The organism is Mycobacterium persicum, assembly GCF_002086675.1.
Lineage (GTDB): Bacteria > Actinomycetota > Actinomycetes > Mycobacteriales > Mycobacteriaceae > Mycobacterium > Mycobacterium persicum.
Genome location: NZ_MVIF01000049.1, coordinates 22,392 through 39,939, shown reverse-complemented (window position 1 = coordinate 39,939; position 17,548 = coordinate 22,392). Strand labels below are relative to the sequence as shown.

The following is a 17,548-nucleotide window of genomic DNA, read 5'->3' as shown; positions in this document are numbered from 1 at the left end:
GGGGGGGGGGGGGTTATGGCATCTTTTAACGGCAAGTCCGTTGCAGGACTTCGTTTGTCGCTGGAAGCATTAGGGGGCTGCGCCTCGGTGTGGTGAGATGAGAATCGGGGCTGGTGCGGTCAGGGTTGACGCTTAGGAGGTTTCGGCCATCCCGTCGCATTCGCTATCCGTCATTCGGGCGCGCCGGCCCGCCGACGATGATCACGTCGATCTGGGTGTCTGCCTGCGTCGGTGCCGACGGCACCGAGCGTGTGTTGACGGCGCCGAGACTGCGGTGATGGCGCCGAGCGTGCGGTGATGGCGCCGAGTGCGGCATCAGGGCGGGCCGCCGCGGGATGTCCCCGCCCTACACGCACACTCAAAGCCGTCATCGCACACACGGCGGCATGAGCCCGAGGTCCACGAGAGTGATTGCCGCGGCCCGAGGGCAGATCCCCGTCTTCTGACGGTGGGTCAAGCAGGCCCATTCAGGCCTCGTGGTCGCTGTGTGGCAGTCCCGGATCGGGCGTGGATCGGGCAACGCGGCAAGAACCCAACGGGTTGGCGGGTAAGGTCGCCGTATGCCTCTTCCTCCACCAGGAAATGACCGCGCCGCCATCGTCACCGGGGCGTCCTCGGGCATCGGCGAGGAACTTGCGCGGATTCTCGCCCAGCGTGGCTACCAGGTCGTCCTGGTGGCGCGCAGCGCCGATCGTTTGGAAGCGCTCGCCGGTCGGTTGGGACCGGATGCGCATCCGTTGCCCGCCGATCTGTCGGAGCGAAGCGACCGGGCGAGCCTGCTGGATCGGGTCGTCGCGCTCGGCCTAGTACCGGACATCCTGGTCAACAACGCCGGTCTCTCGACGCTCGGCGTCGTGGCCAAATCCGTTCCGGCCCAAGAACTCAACCTGGTGGAAGTCGATGTGGCCGCGGTCGTCGACCTGTGCAGCAGGTTCCTGCCGGGCATGGTCGAACGTCGTCGGGGAGCGGTGCTCAACGTGGCGTCGGTGGCCGCATTCGGTCCGTTGCCCGGACAAGCCGCATATGGCGCGGCGAAGGCGTTCGTGCTGTCTTATACCCACAGCCTGCGCGGCGAGCTGCGTGGTACCGGGGTCGGGGTGACCGCACTGTGTCCCGGACCGGTCGACACCGGCTTCGGTGATGCCGCGGGATTCACCAAGGAGGAAGCCGAAAACAGTTTGCCGCGCATCATGTGGAAACCCGCCGCCCAGGTGGCTCAGGCCGGAATCGAGGGTTTGGCCGCCGGCCGGGCCGTCGTCGTCCCGGGTCTGGTGAACCGCGTCGCCGCCGGTCTTTTCCGGATCGCGCCGCCCGAGTGGATGCTGCCGTTCCTGGCGCGCAACCACCCTGCGCTGAATCGCAGTTGAGCTTGCGCGCCCGTCAGGTTGCCGCGACGTGTAGGTGGCGGCCCAGGTATCGCTGACGGGCCTGGAGCCGCTGCAGTTTCCCGCTCGTGGTGCGGGGAATCTCTGAGGTGGGAACCAGCACGATGTCGTCGAGGGAGAACCCGAATGCGGTTCGTACCGCCATCGCGACGTCGGCGCGGATTCGATGATGCTCGGTTTCCGTGGCATTCGTGCCTATTACGGCGATGACGGATTCTCTGCCACGTCGTGCATCTGGGACCGAGAAGACGATCGCATGCCCGGCGCCAATGTCGGGCATGGCGTCGATTGTCCGCTCAACGTCGTAGGGCGGGAAGTTCCGGCCACGGACGATCAACATCTCTTTGCTGCGACCTACCACGAAAAGTTCGTCCTCGGAGACGAATCCGCGATCTCCGGTGTCGTGCCAGCCGTCGGGCGGGCAGGTGACCGAGCCGTCGTCATTGCGATAGCCGAGCATGATCGACGGACCGCTCACCTGGATCTGGCCCTCGATGCCCGCCGGCAGCTCCACACCGTCGGCGTCCACGATACGAATCCGCAGGCCGTCCACCGGCTTACCGCACGAAACAACCTGGCGTGGTCGCGATTCCCACACCCGGACGCGCCCGAAATTCGTTGCGGCCGTGGCCGCGGGTCGCAGCGCCAAAGTCGTGGCCAGCACCGACTCGGCCATGCCGTAGCACGGAACCAGGGCGTCGCGCCGCAATCCGAGTCGAGCGAAGGTGTCGGTGAAGTAGCGCACCGTGGAGTGGGCGATCGGCTCGGCGCCGACGTACGCGTACGCCAGCGGGGACAGATCGATTTCGGTTGTCCCGCTGGCACGTTGGAAAGCGTCGGCAGTGGCGCGGTATGCGAATGGCGGACCCGCGGTATGGGTCGAACGATGGTGCGTCATGTGCCGCACCCACGACAGCGGGTCGCGGAGGAATGCCAGGGGTGTCATGATGCCCACCGGTAAGCCGTAGAGCAGCCCGCCGAGCACCTGGATGAAGCCCATATCGTGATACATCGGCAACCAGCTGAAAGCCCGGTCGTGGCCCCGCGCAATGGCCGTCGCATAACCGATGGCGCCGACATTGTGCGCGACATTGCCGTGCGTCAGCAGCACCGCCTTGGGGGCGGACGTCGAACCCGACGTGAGCTGGACATGATGGAGGTCGCTCGGCTCGGGTGGCCGGCCGGTCGGCCAGGAAAGTGGTTGGGCGTGGTGGAGTTCTTCATAAGCGAGTACGGGCGCATCCGGTATCGCCGCTGTAACCCGGGATTGAGCTACCACCAGCTTGGGATCGACGACGCGGATCGCGGCACGCAGGTGTTGAACGCCCGCCGACTCGTCGTGCGACGGTGTGGGTGGCGGTGCGACGGCGCACGGCAGCGCGCCGATCAGCAGGGCCGCCAGCAGCGTCGCCAGGTACTGCTCGGTATTGGCCGACACCATCACGATCCGGTCGCCCCGGCTCAGCCCGCTGGCGGCGAGTGCGCCGGCGTGGACGAGCACCCGGTGCACCAGGGCGTCCCCGGGGAGCGTCGCGAGATGTTCGCGGGTGCCGTAGAAATCGATCTGCTGTAGGCCCTGCTGCAGCAGGCGAGTGTAATCGATTGCGCCACTGGACATTGCGGGTGCGTTGGCCCGCACGTGCGCGAGCACATCGGGCGAGAAAACGCTCACGCGCCGGCCAGCCGGCCGGCCTTGTCGGTCAGCCGTCGCCGCACATAGTCCGCGACATCGGCAACGGTGTGGAACGCAAACGCCGCCTCTTCGTCGATGAACACCGCGAACCTGTCCTCGAGCTCGGTCATCAACGACATCAGTACCGCCGAGTCGATGGGCAGGCTGAGCAGCGGTGTTCCGGAGTCGACCCGGTCGAGGTCGACCTGCGCGAGATCCTCGGGCGCCAGCACCTTCTCGAGGGCGTGGCGGAATGCGGCGATGACTTCGCCGGCCTCGGGAAGTATCAGCGCGGAACGGTTTTCGGTCATGATCCTCACTTCGGGTCAGCGTCTAAAGGCGGTGACGGGATCGATCCGCACGACACGGCGCACCGGGATCAGCGATCCGAGAACGGCCATGACGGCGGTGGCGGCGGCCATCACGGCCAGCAAGGTGGGGGTGATCTCGACGGTGACGTCGCCCAAACGGTCGGCGATCAAGAATTGCGCGCCGTAGGCGACGGCGGCGCCGGCCAGATAGCCCAGCCCGGCGATCACCGCTGCCTGGGCAAGAACTGTGCGGCACAACTGGATTGGGCGCACCCCCAGGGCGCGCAGCACCCCGAAATCGCGCAGCTGCTCATTGGTCACCGCCAGCACGGTCAAACCCACCAGCGCGACACCCACCAACACCGCGATCGCGATCATCGTCTTCAACGGTCGCCCGATCATCGAAATGATGATGGCTCGGCTGTTGTCGGTGAACGTGGCAGCGGCCAGAGCGTCCATGTCGGGCAGGTCGCGGTGGATCGCGGCGGCGAGCTGGGTAGCGGTGTAGCCGTCCCGTGGTTGGACCAGGAAGTAGGACACCCGATTTCCGGCCCGCAGCAGCCGCGCTGCATCGGGTAGCGAGATGAACGCGTAGAAGTTGCCCAGTGCGGCGGTCTGGTTGGACAGCCCCACAACCGTGAAATCTTCGTCGACAATCTGGACTTTGTCGCCGAGTTTGATTCCGTTCTTGGTGGCCAGCACCCGGTCCAGCACCACCTCGCCGGAGCGGGCGACGTTGCGGCCCTGCGCCAGCGACCACGGGCCGCCCACACCGGTCAGGGTGTCGTAACCGACCACGAAGTACGCAGTCTGCGTGCCGTTGTGGACGAAGTCGGACGGTTGGCCCAGGATCGGATCGGCCGACTGGACGCCGGGAACCGTCAGCAGGCGATTTCTGTCCTCGGCGGGCAACCACGACACGGCGCGGAACAATTGTTCGACGCCGGGCTGTACCACCCACACGGCGCCCTTGGAATGGTCGATGTAGGTGGTGACCTGATTGGTGGTGCCTACGAAGATGCCCGAGATCACCAACACCAACAGCACCGCGATCCCCACGCCCAACACCGAAAACACCAACCGGGCACGCTCGACGACGAGGTTTTTGACGGCGATGATCACTGACGATCTCCTGTCTTACCGGCGATGCCGCGCAACCGCTGGACCGCGTGCGTCGTGACCGACACCACACGGTCGATGTCGTCGGGCGTCACCTCGGGACCCAGGGAGAACCGTACGGTGGATCGTGCGGTCGGTTCGGTCAATCCCATCGCGGTCAGCACGTACGACACGGCGTCGTGTCCGGCGTGGCAGGCCGACCCGGTCGAAACGTAGATGCCCTGCATATCCAGCGCATCGGCCAGGGTGTCGGCGCGGACGCCGTCGAATCGCACACTGATCGTCTCCTCCAGCACCGGTTCGGTGCTGTTGACATGCACACCCCCGGCGTCGGCCAGGCCCAGGATCAATTGCTCACGACGCTCGCGCATGCCCAACCGGTGGCCCAACGACCTGCGCCGCAGGCAGACCTCAACGGCGGCAGCCATTCCCATGGCCCCGGCGACATTCTCGGTCCCGGCGCGCAACCGGTTCTCCTGCGGCCCGCCGCGCACCATCGGCACCAGTCGGTGCCCGTTGCGGACGGCCAGTGCACCCACCCCGCGCGGGCCACCGAACTTGTGCGCCGACACCGAGATCAGCGACGCGTCTACCGCGTCGAGGCTGAGCTTGCCGGCGGTGTGCACGGCATCCATGTGAAAAGCCGCACCGGCGTGGGCGGCCAGCGCCGCGATCTCGCGCACCGGCTGGATGGCGCCGGTTTCGTTGTTGGCGTGCATCACCGATACCAGCGCCGTGTCGGGGCGCATCGCGGCCGCGACCGCCGCCGCCTCGACATGACCACCGGGCCCGGGATCGACGATCGTCACCGCGACGCCCAATTCTTCGAGTGTGCGGGCGTTTTCGAGGACGGACGAGTGTTCGATCGAGGTGGTCACCAGGTGACCGGTGAACCCGTGGGCGGCGAACGTTCCCCATAATGCGAGCGCATTCGCTTCGCTACCACCGGAAGTCAGCACCACCTCGTGGGGAGTCGCCCCCAGGAGCCGGGCAATCGAGTGGCGCGCGTCGCGCAGCGCGTCGGCGGCCGCGCGCCCCGCCGCGTGGCCGCTCGACGGATTGCCCAGCAGCTGTTGGCCGGCGTGGACAGCCCGGGCCGCAGCCGGATGTAATGGCGCCGTGGCCGCATAGTCCAAGTAGAGGCCGTCAACCCCATCGGTACCCGGGTGGATCGGCAATGCGGACACGACCGCCCGGCCGTCAACCGGCGAAACAGGTGCCATCGTCGTGAATTCCCTTGCGGTAGTTGTCGGCGAGCCGGTGGGCCACGTCGGCACCCAGCACTGCGACGTGTTGTTGGTCAGGTCCGAGCCCGCCCGACCATTGCAGAATTCGTGCGGCGTCCAGGGCGGCAATGTCAGAGATCGTCATGCCGCCGAGGCGCTCGGTCAGGATGGATCCGACAGCAAGCGAAGCAGAACAGCCATACGCCTCGAACGCAACCTCACTGACAGCGTCCGCCTCGACGCGTACGGTGAGCAAAATCTGGTCGCCGCACACTGGGTTGCCGACGAAGGCGCAGACGTCAGGGTTCGCGAGCCGCCCGCAGTTGCGGGGGTTGGTGAAGTGATCGACCACCGTGGGGCTGTATCGCGGCATCGTTTATCCCCCCCGGCTTGTCTGGGCGAGTTCGCATTCGGCGACCACCTCGCGGGAATCCAGGTACTTCTCGATACTGACGGCGCAGCAACCCAATTCGGCCCCATGCCGGCGGCGGCGGAATTGCACGGTTTGGCCGGTTCGGCCGCAGGGGCAGGTGCCTTCGTCGACCTCGCCGACGTCGTCGGATAGCAGAAAGCCGGGATAGGCCGTGTTGAGTGCGTCCAGGATCGCGATACCACCGGTCTTTCCGGTCCCGAGTTCGGTTGTGGGGTCGGTGATGTCGCGGATGGACAGATAGCACCACGGTGGGACGTGTTTGCGTTGGTGCTCGCACTCGATGGCCAGCATGTTGGATTCGATCATTCCGTACATGTCGCGGATCCGGGTCCGGTCGATACCCAGCAACCGTTCGGCCTTGTCGTTGAACTCCGCACGGCTGATCGAGCGTCCGGTGTATTGCTTCCAGCCGCCGAGCATGATGATCAGCGATTCGGGGTCCAGGGTCAGTGAAATCGCCTCCAATTCCAGGTATCTCATGAAGCGGGCGACGATGAACGGGGGGCCGACGATGTGCCTGGTCATCTTGCCGTCCCAGTGGCGCAGCCGGGCCAACGCCTCATCGGGGCGAAACGAGTAGTCGCGGACGAGGTAGCTGTGATCGTCCAGCAGCCCGGTGAGCAGATTGAACACCTTGACCATGCCCATTTCGGGCACCTCGGCCGTCGACGGGCAGAGGAACAGTCCCGCGCCATGGGAAATGCCGAAGAAGTCGCGATAACAGCCCAAAAGCCCCACCGATGCCCGGGTCACGGTCAACGTATCCCGGCGAGCGACCGACGGCACTCCGCCGGTGCCCGTAGACCGGATCTCCATCTCGATGTCTTGTAGGCCCGACGTCAGCAGAACGTGGGCACCGGTTTGTTTGAACATGCCGACCGGCAGCAGCGGGATCCGGTGTAGGTCGTCGTAGTCGCGGATGTCGGCCGGCGTCACCCCCGCGGCGTCGCACTGCGCGCGATAGAAGCCGTTGCGCTGAAAGTGATATTCAAATGCCTTGCGCAGCACGTCGGTGAGCGACGTGCGCGTCTCGGCGGCCGGTGCGCGCAACGCATCACCAGGCATGCCCAGCATGGTGACTAAATCCACGACCTTCTCCTTCAGCCCCCCAGCCAGACCTAAAGCCCTTGGGGGCTTGGAACGTAACGCAGGTAAGGAAGCGGGCCCTGCCAGCCGTCGGGATAGGTGTGGCGAGCCTGCTCGTCGGAGATCCAGGGAGCGATGATCACGTCGTCGCCCTGCCGCCACTGGGCCGGGGTAGCCAACCCGTTGTTCAACAGCCGAAGTGAGTCGATCGCCCGCAGCACCTCGTCGAAGTTTCGGCCGGTCGTCATGGGGTAGATCATCACCAGCATGATCGTCTTGTTCGGGTCGATGACGAATATGTTTCGTAGGGTGGCAAGTTCGGCGGGCGGGTGTTCGCTGGGGTCGCCCGCGATGTTGGCGGGCAACATCCCGTATGCCTTGGATACGGCGTAGTCGGTGTCGGCGATCAGCGGGTAATTGGGCGCCGTACCACTGGTGCATGCGATGTCTTTCGACCATGCGGCGTGGCTGTCGAGCGGGTCGGTGGACAGCCCGATGATCTTCACATTGCGACGGTCGAATTCCGGCTTGATGGTGGCCAGATAGCCGAGTTCGGTGGTGCATACCGGGGTGAAGTCGCGGGGATGGGAGAACAGCACTGCCCAGCTATCGCCGATCCACTCGTGGAACTTGATCGGTCCCTCGGTAGTCGTCGCTTCGAAATCCGGGGCGGTGCTGCCGATCGTCAGTGTCATGAAGTCGCTCCAATCCGGTCGAGTGTTGCCATCAGCGGCGCGGCCGCTGCCTTTCGCTTCGGGTGTCTCGGGAAACATTGGGGGGCTGTGAGTTCGGCTCCTAGGTCGCGGCGGCCAGTAGTCGACCGTCTTCGAGGTGCAGGACTCGATCGGCGATGTCTTCGAGGCGGGCGTCGTGGGTCACGATGACCACCGCGGAGTCCTGGGCTTTGGCCGCGCCGGCCAGTTGCGCGCTGACCTTCTTTCCGGTAGCCGAGTCGAGGTTGGCGGTGGGTTCGTCGGCCAGAATCACGTCCGGGCCCATGGCCAGCGCACGAGCCGCGGCCACCCGCTGTTTCTCGCCTCCGGACAATGCCGCGGGGCGGTGCTGCGCGCGATGCCCCAGATCCAGCTCGTCGAGCAGTTGCTGGGCCCGCGCGATCGCCACGGTTTTGCGTACACCCGCGTAACGCAGTGGTAGCGCGATGTTTTCGACGCTGGTCAGTGACTGCAACAGGTTGTAGTCCTGAAACAGATAGCCCAGCCGGGCCAGCCGCAGCTCGGCACGCCGGCGCTCGGACAACCGGCCGGCGTCGTGGCCACAGATGTGCACCGAGCCGCCGTCGGGGGTCAGCAGCAGGCCCATCACCAGCAGCGCGGTGGTCTTGCCGCCCCCGGAGGGCCCGACCACCAGGACCACTTCGCCACGTTGGACGGATAGGTCGACGCCCTGCAGAGCGTGCACCGCCGTCGCGCCGTCGCCGTAGTCAACGGTGATATCACTCAGTCGCAGCACCGGACCCGACGTGTCTTCCGGAATCGGCCTGCGGCACTGAGCACATCGGGGGGCCGAGGCGTTGTGATGGCACACCGGGCAGCGCATGGGCATCCTCACTTCGGGTCAGCGTCTAAAGGCGGTGACGGGATCGATCCGCACGACACGGCGCACCGGGATCAGTGATCCGAGGAGGGCCATGACGGCGGTGGCGGCGGCCATCGCGGCCAGCATGGTGGGGGTGATCTCGACGGTGACGTCGCCCAGGCGGTCGGCGATCAGGAACTGCGCGCCGTAGGCGACGGCGGCGCCGGCCAGATAGCCCAGCCCGGCGATCACCGCCGCCTGGGCAAGAACTGTGCGGCACAACTGGATTGGGCGCACCCCCAGGGCGCGCAGCACCCCGAAATCGCGCAGCTGCTCATTGGTCACCGCCAGCACGGTCAAACCCACCAGCGCGACACCCACCAACACCGCGATCGCGATCATCGTCTTCAACGGCCGTCCGATCATGGAAACGACAATGTCGCGGCTCTTTTCGGCAAAGGCCGCGGCGGGCAACGCATCCATGCCCGCCACGTCCCGGTGGATCGCGGCGGCGACCTGCTCCGCGGTGTAACCGTCCCGGGGCCGAACCAGGAAGTAGGACACCCGATTTCCGGCCCGCAGCAGCCGCGCCGCGTCCGGCAGCGAGATGAACGCGTAGTAGTTCGTCACCGCGGCGGTCTGGTTGGACAGCCCGACGACGGTGAAATTCTCGTCGACGATTCGAACCTTGTCGCCAAGGCGGATTCCGTTCTTGGTAGCCAGCACCCGGTCCAGCACCACCTCACCGGAGCGCGCGACGTTGCGGCCCTGCGCCAGCGACCACGGGCCACCCGCGCCGGTCCGGATGTCATAGCCCAGCACGAAGTAGGCGGTGTGGGTGCCGTTGTGCACAAAATCGGACGGTGATCCCAGCAGCGGATCCGCCGATTGCACCCCGGGGACGGTCAGCAGGCGGTTTCTGCCGTCGCCGGGTAACCACGACACCGCTTTGAACATCTGCGATACCCCGGGTTGTACCACCCACACGGCTCCCCTGGAGTGGTCGATGTAGGTCGTGACCCGATTAGTGGTGCCCACGAAGATGCCCGAGATCACCAATACCAACAGGACCGCGATCCCCACTCCCAACACCGAGAACACCAACCGGGCACGTTCAGCGACGAGATTCTTGACGGCGACGATCACCCAGCTACAAGCCCTTGCTCACACGCGAACCTGGTAACCCAATCCACAAAGCAGGTAGTCGCCGGCGAGCCGCAAGAAGTTCCATGGGAGTTGTCGGATGCGCCACGAGTGCCGGTGTAGTCCGGTCAACCACCAAAGAGCAGGACGGCGAAAACGATAGCCATCGCCAGAGCCATCGATATCCGGCCGGTCTGCGCCAGGACGTCGCGCGTGCAGCCGGTCCCACCGCGCCGCCATCCGGCCATGGAGATGGCGGCCCACACGATCGCCGCGACCGTGAAGACCAAGAACCACAACCAGTTGACGGAGGCCACCCATCCCGGCTGGATGCTGTCCGCCGGCATGGGCATCGCAGACATCTGCATGCCAGGCATCGAGTTGGCCGTCGATGCCTGGTGGGGGGTGACCGGGTTGCCGGGCAGCAGATGACCGTTCATCACGACGTACATCCATGTCATAGCGAGCATCATCAATGCGTGGTAGCCGCCGGCCGTCCACTGTGCGATCGTCTTGGCCGAGACGGCGGTCAGCGCGATAAACCACCCGGCCGCCAGCAGAAAAAAGGCCGCGGGTCCGGTCGTCGGCGCATGGAGACCCCAGGGCCAAATCATCACCACCATCGCAATCGCCATCACCAGATGCAGCCCATTGCTGACGAGGTAGACCCACCGTCGCCGCGGGCCGATCGCGGCGACGACGTAGCTGGCGCCGCCCAGCATGAAAAGTCCGGTCACCAGCCAACGAAGCAGCAGTTCATCGACCATGTGGAGCTCGATCGCCGGGGTGCGGGGAGGTCATGACGTCCTTTCAGGCTCGGTATCGACAGCCTCCGAAGAATATGCGGTCCGCCATCGGTCGGTGAGGCCGGCGAATCCAAGGCTGGGCAACGGGCGCCCGGTGCGACATCGGGTCGTAAGCTCGTGGGGTGCAGACCGACGCGACCGCTGACCGTTCGCCGTCGGCGGCGCCGGCCCCGCGGTCGATCTCGTGGGCATTGGCCGGGCTGCTTCTTGGTCTGATCGGAATCTCGGGGGTGTTGGCTGGCTACGGGCTGGCGTCGGGAGCGCGCCGCTATGCCACGGCGGGTAACCCCTATCCGGGTGCGTTGCTTTGCGTCGCGGAGCCGCTCGGATACTTTCTGGCGTCGTTGGCGACCGCAGTGTGCCTGGGTGCCTTGTTGTACGTCGTCATCGGGTCGCGCCCGGAGCACGACGGCTTGATCGATGCGGCGGCATTCCGGATTCACCTTGTGGCAGAGCGTTTATCCGTTGCCTGGCTGGGGCTTGCGGTGGTGATGGTGGTCATTCAGGCCGCCCACGATGCCGGTGTGGCGCCGTCGCAGCTGTTGGGCGGTGGAGCGCTGCTCGACGCCGTCGGCGCCTCTGAGGTCGCACGGGCATGGATCGTGGCGGCGATCGGCGCGTTGGTGGTCACCGTCACGCTGCGGCTCACCACTCGATGGGTCGGCCATTTCGTGTTGCTCATCCCCACCGTGATCGCCGCGGTTGCGACGGCGGTCACCGGTAACGCGGGGCAGGGGCCGGACCATGACTACACCACCAGCGCCGCGATTGTCTTCACGTTGGCCCTTGCCGCGCTGACCGGGCTGAAGACGGCCACTGCGGTGGCCACCGCGCCGCCGGGTCGGGCTGTGCGGGTGATGCAGGTGGCCTGCGGAGCGTTGACCCTGTCCTACGGAGCGGTGCTGCTGTATCTGCTGATCCCGGGATGGTCGTTGGATTCGGACTTTGCTCGCCTCGGTCTGGCGGCGGGCCTGGTGGTAGCGCTGGTGTGGTTATCGGACTGTTGGCGCTTATTCGTCCGGCCCGGGGATTCCGGCGGTGCCCGTATCGCCGGCGCCGTGGCCATGATGGCCGTGATGGCTGCGGTGGCCGCGATGGCGGTTCAGACCGCGCCGCGGTATGTCACCCACCAGTTCTCGGCGTGGGACGTCTTTCTCGGGTACGAACTGCCGGAGCCGCCGAACGTCGCCACGTTGCTCACCGAGTGGCGGTTCGACAGCCTGGTCGGGACACTTGGCGTGGTGCTCGCCGTCGGCTATGTGGTCGGTTACGTGCGCCTGCGGATGAACGGCAATGCCTGGCCCGTCGGCAGATTGATGGCATGGCTGATCGGTTGTATCGTCCTGGTTTTCACCAGCAGCTCGGGCATGCGCGCCTACGGGTCGGCGATGTTCAGCGTCCACATGGCCGAGCACATGACGCTGAACATGTTCGTCCCGGTGCTGCTGGTGTTGGGCGGCCCGGTCACCTTGGCGCTGCGGGTATTGCCCGCAGCCGGTGACGGACAGCCGCCCGGCCCCCGCGAGTGGCTGACCTGGCTGCTGCATTCGCGGGTGACAGCGTTCTTGTCGCATCCGATCACCGCGTTCATCCTCTTTGTGGCCTCGCCGTACATCGTTTATTTCACACCGCTGTTCGACATTTTGGTGCGCTATCACTGGGGCCACGAGTTCATGGCCGTCCACTTCCTGATCGTCGGGTACCTCTTTTACTGGGCGATCATCGGTATCGACCCGGGACCACGCCGGCTTCCCTATCCGGGTCGGATCGGGTTGCTGTTCGCGGTCATGCCATTTCACGCCTTCTTCGGCATCGCGTTGATGACCATGTCATCGGCGATTGGCAGCGGATTTTACCAGTCGGTTGCGCTTCCCTGGCTGCCGAGTATTGTCGCCGATCAGCATCTTGGCGGCGGAATTGCCTGGGGTGCAACCGAACTGCCCATTGTCATCGTGATCGTGGCGCTAGTGGCGCAGTGGGCGCGCCAGGACCGGCGTGTCGCCACCCGTGAGGACCGGCATGCGGACAGCAACTACGCCGACGACGACCTGGATGCCTACAACGCGATGCTTCGCGAACTTTCCCGGATGCGTCGATGATGCGGGCCGGATCCTGGGGCCGGAGCTGCTGAGCAGCAGTCGGATTCATTTCGGACTCGTCGCATCGGCCACCCCGGTATCCGCGGGTTTGCGGTGTTGGGTTTGCCCGTCTCATGCGGCTGGTCAGCGATGATTCGCGCCCAGCCTTCGATGATGCCCATGCCCACGTTGGCTGTGTGATTGGCACGCCGATACCGCTCCTTCGCTCAAATCGCTTGTGATGGCGGGCGTTCGGGGGATATCGCGTCCTCACCGAATTTGGCGTCATGCCGCTGTATCGGGTGTGCAATGACGGCTTTGGCTGTGTGCGTAGGGCGGGAAAATCTATGATCGACCGCCTTGACGGCACTGTCGGCGCCGTGAGCGCACACTCGGCGTGATCAGTTCCCCATATCGGGGCCGCAGTCCCACAACCGCTTTCAGTGACGGATCTGTTGTGCGCCTAAGCGTGTGGCTGGTTGGCGGGCAAACCGGTTACCTGCTCGGCCTGACATCGGTATGAAAGATGTCGATGGTGCGACTTCGCATCTAGCCACCGCGCTACCCAGAGTCCTGGTCCAAGCAATCACGCGGACCCAGGCTTAGCCGGTTGACAATATGCCCGCCTATCAGCGACGAGCCAAGGGGCGCAACGAATGTGTCGGTAACGGGTGGGCAGAAATCGGCACCCCGAACCCGCAGTGCTAGCCCGCCGCTGGGATTCGGGGCATGACATAGGCGCGCGGCGGGATCCGCAACGCGCTGTTGACACCGCTGCCACCGCCGGAGGGTGTCGGCCCGAGCGGTAGCCCGCCCAGCATGTGTCCCGGCGCGCCTTGCGCAGCGCTGCCCAGGCTGGTGGCGGGCAGCGCCCGCACAGCCGGGTTGATCGCATGATTGGTCGCGGCCCAGCTTTGCGGTACCGATAACGAGCCCACCGAAGCGGCCCGGCCCAACCCGGCCGCCAACCCCGAACCGGCCAGCCCGCCGGAAGCCGACCCCACCGCTGTCGTCCCGCCCGCAATCGCCTTGGCCGCGGCGCCGGCAGCCTCGCTGATCGCGGCGGGCACCACCCTGGACATCGCGGCGCCCATCTGGGTCATGGCAAGCGTGTTGTTGGTCACCGAAACGCAGTTCTGCCCAATTGACACGATGTCTCTGAAGGTGCCCAGGTGCGGCGAGATCTCCCTCCACAGTTCCACCAGCCAGTTCCACGGTGCCGGCTCGCTGAGCATTCGTAGCGCCCGCGGCACCACGGACATCAGCTGCCTGATGGCGGCGGCTTCGACCTGCCCGACCAGTGCGAGCTGCCGGGCCAGCCCATCGGTGCGGGTGGTTTCCGGGGCCTCCTCGAACGGCGTCAACGTCGATGCGGCCGCCGAGGCAGCCGCATAGCCATACATCGCGGCGGCGTCGCGGGCCCACATTTCCGCGTACTGCGCTTCGGTCGCCGCGATCGCCGCGGCGTTCTGCCCGAAGATATCGGTGGCGACCAGTGTCATGAGCATGGCCCGGTTCTCCGCGACAACCGGTGGCGGCACCGTCATCGAAAACACGGCATTGAACGCGGTCACCGCCGCCATGGCTTGGATGCCGGCCTGCTCGGCCTGGGTCGCGGTAGCGCTCATCCACGCGACATACGGCGCCGCCGCGGCCGCCATCAACACCGACGCCGGACCCAGCCAGGAACCCACCGTCAGCCCCGAGATCACCGACTCGTATGACGCGGCCAGCGAGTACAGATCAGCCGCCAGACACTCCCACGCCGCCGCCGCGGCCAGCAGCGAGCCGGCACCCGGACCGACGTACATTCTGGCGGAGTTGATCTCCGGTGGTAGTGCTCCGAAATCCATCATGTGTGTGCCCTCGTCCCAGCTCGGCTGATTTAGCGGGCTGTCATCGCGCCGGCGGCCGCAGCGGCGGCGTACGAACCGGAGCCGGTCCCGAAGGCGGCCAAAGCACTGACCACCCGATATCGCGCCGCGCCGGGCCCACCGCGTGAACGCTTCGTCGACGTCGGCGGCATTGCCGGTTGCGCCGCAACGAACATCCGCTTCCTCCTCAGTTCCGCGAAGCCCGAACAATCGCACGGGTGATCAAAGTTGTTGCCAATCAAGTGGTCTGAAAGCCCGCGGGAGCTCCGTCGCCGGCTGCGTTGGCGTGACGGAGCATGCCGATAACCGCTGCGACGTGTCGTGGTTGATGTTCCGACGCCGGCGCCGGCCATCGGTTATCGACTGATACCGAGGTTATCGGGCGATACCTGGTGCGTCAAGGGTTGTTGATCGGATATTGGCGACCGTGGCCCTCGCTCGGTGCTCGCGGGTGGCCAGAGGCTGCCATCCAGGCGAGGTTGCGGGCCGGTTGGCAAACCGGCCTTTGGCGGCCAGTTATCAACTGATATCATCGACTGGTGTTGCTATCGGCCGATAACCGATGTGGGCTCAAAGTCCTTTTTGACGACCCGCGGGACAGGCGTATGTCGAACGCCAATTCATTAGCCGAGGTTTGTTGTACCGCTGCTGCTTTTGGCATCAGACCGGCTCGGCGCGACATTGCGATCTAGCGAGGTCATGGCGATGTCTGAGCGGCCGTCCGTGGCAATCGTTGTCCCCGCGCATAATGAAGAACGCTTTATCGGCAAATGTCTTGAGGCATGCCTGGACCAAACATCGGCACCGGACGAGATAATCGTTGTCAACAACAAGTCGAGTGACAACACCGTATCGATCGTGCGCCGGTATCAAGAAGCGAACCCCCATATCGATATACAGCTGGTCAACCAAACTGAGCATCTAGGTATCGCGCCGACGCGAAACTGTGGGTTCGACCATGCGCGCAGTCAGATCATCGGCCGGATTGACGCCGATTCCATCGTCGACAGAGACTGGGTCGAGACGATTCGCCGGTGTTTTCAAGACTCCGCCGTCGATGCGGCCACCGGCCCGGTCCATTACTACGACATTCCACTGCGTTGGCTGATATTCAGGATCGACCACCTGGTCCGCCGCAAGCTGCATCGCACGGCAACCGATCAACGGTTCCTCTTGGGCGCCAACATGGCAATCCGGACCTCGGCGTGGCAGGCGGTGCGTCATCTCACGCGGCTGGACCTGGAAGACCGACTGCACGAAGACATCGATCTTGCGCTGACGCTTTTCAAGAACAATTTCGAGATCGCGTACGAATCCACGATGGTGGCGGGCGCGTCTGGCCGCCGGGTGGAATGCTCACCGCTCGACTTTTTCCGATATGCCACGCGCTATACCAGGACCACAAAGGCGCACGGTGTCAAGAGCCGCTCGGCGCGTATCACGATTACCGTTCTCATGCTCGGATATTTCCCGGTCCGAACACTGCGGTTCTTTTATGACGCCGAGAACAATCGGTTCACGTTTTCAAGGCTGCGCGGCCGGTTCACCATCGCCGCTGGGCTGCGGGCTCGGCGGGTCTGGGCGGCAGTCTGAACGCTGGCATGACGAGATAAGCGATGGCACCACCTGGTGCCATGGTTTAGTATCTGCGCATGAACGCAGGTATGTGGGCTTCACGCGTGTCGCGTGAGGTTCCGGAGTGTGGGCGACGACGAGTCGTTGGTCAACCAGTTCGCCGAGCGGGCGGGCCGGCCCGCGCCGGTCGGGGCATCACCGCCGACCTTCCGCAGCGAAAGGCACGTCGGAAATGAGCGACCATCACACCGAAACCTTCAGCGGCGCGGCCACTTATGGTCACAATCACTCGGACAACCACCACGGCCACGACCATCGCAAAGGGTGGCGAGCCGTGGTCAGAGAGATCTTCGCCCCGCACTCTCACGACGCCGCCGACAGCATCGACAATGCGCTGGAAGCCAGTGCGGCCGGGATCCGTGCGGTCAAGATCAGCCTGTTGGTGCTGGGAATCACCGCGCTCGCCCAGGTTGCCGTCGTGCTCATCTCCGGGTCGATTGCCCTGGCAGCCGACACCGTCCACAACTTCTCCGACGCGCTCACCGCGGTGCCCCTATGGATCGCATTCGCGTTGAGCACCAAGGCTGCCACCCGCCGCTACACCTACGGCTTCGGCCGTGTCGAGGATCTGGCTGGCCTATTCGTGGTAGCGATGATCACGATGTCGGCGGTCATCGCCGGCTACGAGGCCGTCGTGCGGCTCATCCACCCCCGGCCCGTCGAAAACGTCGGCTGGCTTGCCCTGGCCGGTCTAATGGGATTCGTCGGCAACGAATGGGTCGCGCTGTACCGGATCGGCGTCGGCCGACGCATCGGCTCAGCCGCCTTGGTTGCCGACGGCCTGCACGCCCGTACCGACGGATTCACTTCCCTGGCCGTGCTTTTTGCCGCCGGCGCTGCCGCCCTGGGCTTCCCGCTGGCCGACCCGATCATCGGTCTGGTGATCACCGTGGTCATTCTGGCTGTGCTGCGCACCGCGGTGCGCGACGTTTTCCACCGCCTGCTGGACGGCGTGGACCCGGCCCTCATCGACACTGCCGAAACCGCCCTGGCCGCACTGCCCGGGGTTCGAGCAGTTCGCAGCCTACGGATGCGCTGGATCGGCCACCGCTTGCACGTCGACGCCGAACTCGACATCGAGCCAACCCTGAGCCTGGCTGCGGCACACCGCATTGCCCACGACGCCGAACACGATCTCGTCCACGCCGTCCCCAAACTCACCACGGCGCTGATCCACGCGTACCCCGCCGATCACCCAAACGGCAACAGCGCCTGCCCGCCTGGGCGCTCGTCCGCGTGAAGTG

General features: G+C 65.4%; 16 protein-coding genes. 4 read left to right on the top strand and 12 right to left on the bottom strand.

All coding sequences use genetic code 11. From position 1 onward, the window contains the following. The first annotated feature begins 560 nt into the window (after positions 1–560). A complete protein-coding gene (locus tag BST40_RS15925; RefSeq protein WP_075548629.1) occupies positions 561–1,367 on the top strand; it encodes an SDR family NAD(P)-dependent oxidoreductase in 807 nt (268 codons plus the stop codon). 13 nt (positions 1,368–1,380) lie between these two features. Here the strand turns inward: BST40_RS15925 and BST40_RS15920 are convergent, their stop codons facing one another. From BST40_RS15920 to BST40_RS15875, 10 genes are all read right to left on the bottom strand, one after another. After that, positions 1,381–3,024 carry an AMP-binding protein gene (locus tag BST40_RS15920; RefSeq protein WP_167381694.1) on the bottom strand — a complete coding sequence of 548 codons (1,644 nt, stop codon included), beginning with the start codon at positions 3,022–3,024 and terminating at the stop codon, positions 1,381–1,383. A gap of 29 nt (positions 3,025–3,053) precedes the next feature. Then, on the bottom strand, positions 3,054–3,368 hold the full coding sequence (locus tag BST40_RS15915; RefSeq protein WP_075548649.1) for an acyl carrier protein: 315 nt from the start codon (positions 3,366–3,368) through the stop codon (positions 3,054–3,056). 15 nt (positions 3,369–3,383) lie between these two features. Next, positions 3,384–4,490, bottom strand: coding sequence for an ABC transporter permease (locus BST40_RS15910; protein WP_075548630.1), 1,107 nt, complete (start codon positions 4,488–4,490; stop codon positions 3,384–3,386). After that, entirely contained in the window at positions 4,487–5,623 is a 1,137-nt protein-coding gene (locus BST40_RS15905; protein WP_244174393.1) for a cysteine desulfurase family protein, read from the bottom strand. Before BST40_RS15905 ends, BST40_RS15910 begins: the two co-directional genes overlap by 4 nt. A 64-nt stretch (positions 5,624–5,687) precedes the next feature. Then, a complete protein-coding gene (locus BST40_RS15900) occupies positions 5,688–6,086 on the bottom strand; it encodes an iron-sulfur cluster assembly scaffold protein (protein ID WP_075548631.1) in 399 nt (132 codons plus the stop codon). A 3-nt stretch (positions 6,087–6,089) separates the two neighbouring features. Further along, positions 6,090–7,235: a LuxE/PaaK family acyltransferase gene (locus BST40_RS15895; RefSeq protein WP_075548632.1), complete on the bottom strand. Its 1,146-nt coding sequence runs from the start codon at positions 7,233–7,235 to the stop codon at positions 6,090–6,092. A 29-nt stretch (positions 7,236–7,264) separates the two neighbouring features. Continuing rightward, positions 7,265–7,927, bottom strand: a complete 663-nt coding sequence (locus tag BST40_RS15890) for a peroxiredoxin (RefSeq protein ID WP_075548651.1) — start codon at positions 7,925–7,927, stop codon at positions 7,265–7,267. 100 nt (positions 7,928–8,027) lie between these two features. Beyond that, the gene (locus BST40_RS15885; protein ID WP_075548652.1) at positions 8,028–8,726 is read right to left on the bottom strand and encodes an ABC transporter ATP-binding protein; all 699 of its coding nucleotides are present in this window, start codon (positions 8,724–8,726) and stop codon (positions 8,028–8,030) included. A gap of 81 nt (positions 8,727–8,807) precedes the next feature. Next, positions 8,808–9,914 (bottom strand): ABC transporter permease, encoded by a 1,107-nt coding sequence (locus BST40_RS15880; RefSeq protein WP_075548633.1) that lies wholly within the window; start codon positions 9,912–9,914, stop codon positions 8,808–8,810. A 125-nt stretch (positions 9,915–10,039) separates the two neighbouring features. Then, on the bottom strand, positions 10,040–10,678 hold the full coding sequence (locus tag BST40_RS15875) for a DUF5134 domain-containing protein (protein WP_083154726.1): 639 nt from the start codon (positions 10,676–10,678) through the stop codon (positions 10,040–10,042). Positions 10,679–10,839: 161 nt separating this feature from the next. On the opposite strand from BST40_RS15875, the gene BST40_RS15870 reads away from it, so the two are divergent. After that, a complete protein-coding gene (locus BST40_RS15870; RefSeq protein WP_075548634.1) occupies positions 10,840–12,816 on the top strand; it encodes a cytochrome c oxidase assembly protein in 1,977 nt (658 codons plus the stop codon). Positions 12,817–13,499: 683 nt separating this feature from the next. Here the strand turns inward: BST40_RS15870 and BST40_RS15865 are convergent. Both BST40_RS15865 and BST40_RS30135 read right to left on the bottom strand, forming a co-directional pair. Continuing rightward, on the bottom strand, positions 13,500–14,648 hold the full coding sequence (locus BST40_RS15865; protein WP_482805261.1) for a PPE family protein: 1,149 nt from the start codon (positions 14,646–14,648) through the stop codon (positions 13,500–13,502). Positions 14,649–14,680: 32 nt separating this feature from the next. Continuing rightward, on the bottom strand, positions 14,681–14,845 hold the full coding sequence (locus tag BST40_RS30135) for a hypothetical protein (RefSeq protein WP_158006375.1): 165 nt from the start codon (positions 14,843–14,845) through the stop codon (positions 14,681–14,683). A gap of 478 nt (positions 14,846–15,323) precedes the next feature. On the opposite strand from BST40_RS30135, the gene BST40_RS15860 reads away from it, so the two are divergent. Both BST40_RS15860 and BST40_RS15855 read left to right on the top strand, forming a co-directional pair. After that, positions 15,324–16,262, top strand: a complete 939-nt coding sequence (locus tag BST40_RS15860; RefSeq protein WP_142276742.1) for a glycosyltransferase family 2 protein — start codon at positions 15,324–15,326, stop codon at positions 16,260–16,262. Between the two features lie 214 nt (positions 16,263–16,476). Continuing rightward, the gene (locus BST40_RS15855) at positions 16,477–17,544 is read left to right on the top strand and encodes a cation diffusion facilitator family transporter (protein WP_082275561.1); all 1,068 of its coding nucleotides are present in this window, start codon (positions 16,477–16,479) and stop codon (positions 17,542–17,544) included. Positions 17,545–17,548 lie beyond the last annotated feature (4 nt).

Coding starts and splice junctions, on each gene's coding strand:
- BST40_RS15925 (WP_075548629.1), top strand. CDS start 561: ATGCCTCTTCCTCCACCAGGAAATGACCGCGCCGCCATCGTCACCGGG.
- BST40_RS15915 (WP_075548649.1), bottom strand. CDS start 3,368: ATGACCGAAAACCGTTCCGCGCTGATACTTCCCGAGGCCGGCGAAGTC.
- BST40_RS15900 (WP_075548631.1), bottom strand. CDS start 6,086: ATGCCGCGATACAGCCCCACGGTGGTCGATCACTTCACCAACCCCCGC.
- BST40_RS15890 (WP_075548651.1), bottom strand. CDS start 7,927: ATGACACTGACGATCGGCAGCACCGCCCCGGATTTCGAAGCGACGACT.
- BST40_RS15875 (WP_083154726.1), bottom strand. CDS start 10,678: ATGGTCGATGAACTGCTGCTTCGTTGGCTGGTGACCGGACTTTTCATG.
- BST40_RS15865 (WP_482805261.1), bottom strand. CDS start 14,648: ATGGATTTCGGAGCACTACCACCGGAGATCAACTCCGCCAGAATGTAC.
- BST40_RS30135 (WP_158006375.1), bottom strand. CDS start 14,845: ATGTTCGTTGCGGCGCAACCGGCAATGCCGCCGACGTCGACGAAGCGT.
- BST40_RS15855 (WP_082275561.1), top strand. CDS start 16,477: ATGAGCGACCATCACACCGAAACCTTCAGCGGCGCGGCCACTTATGGT.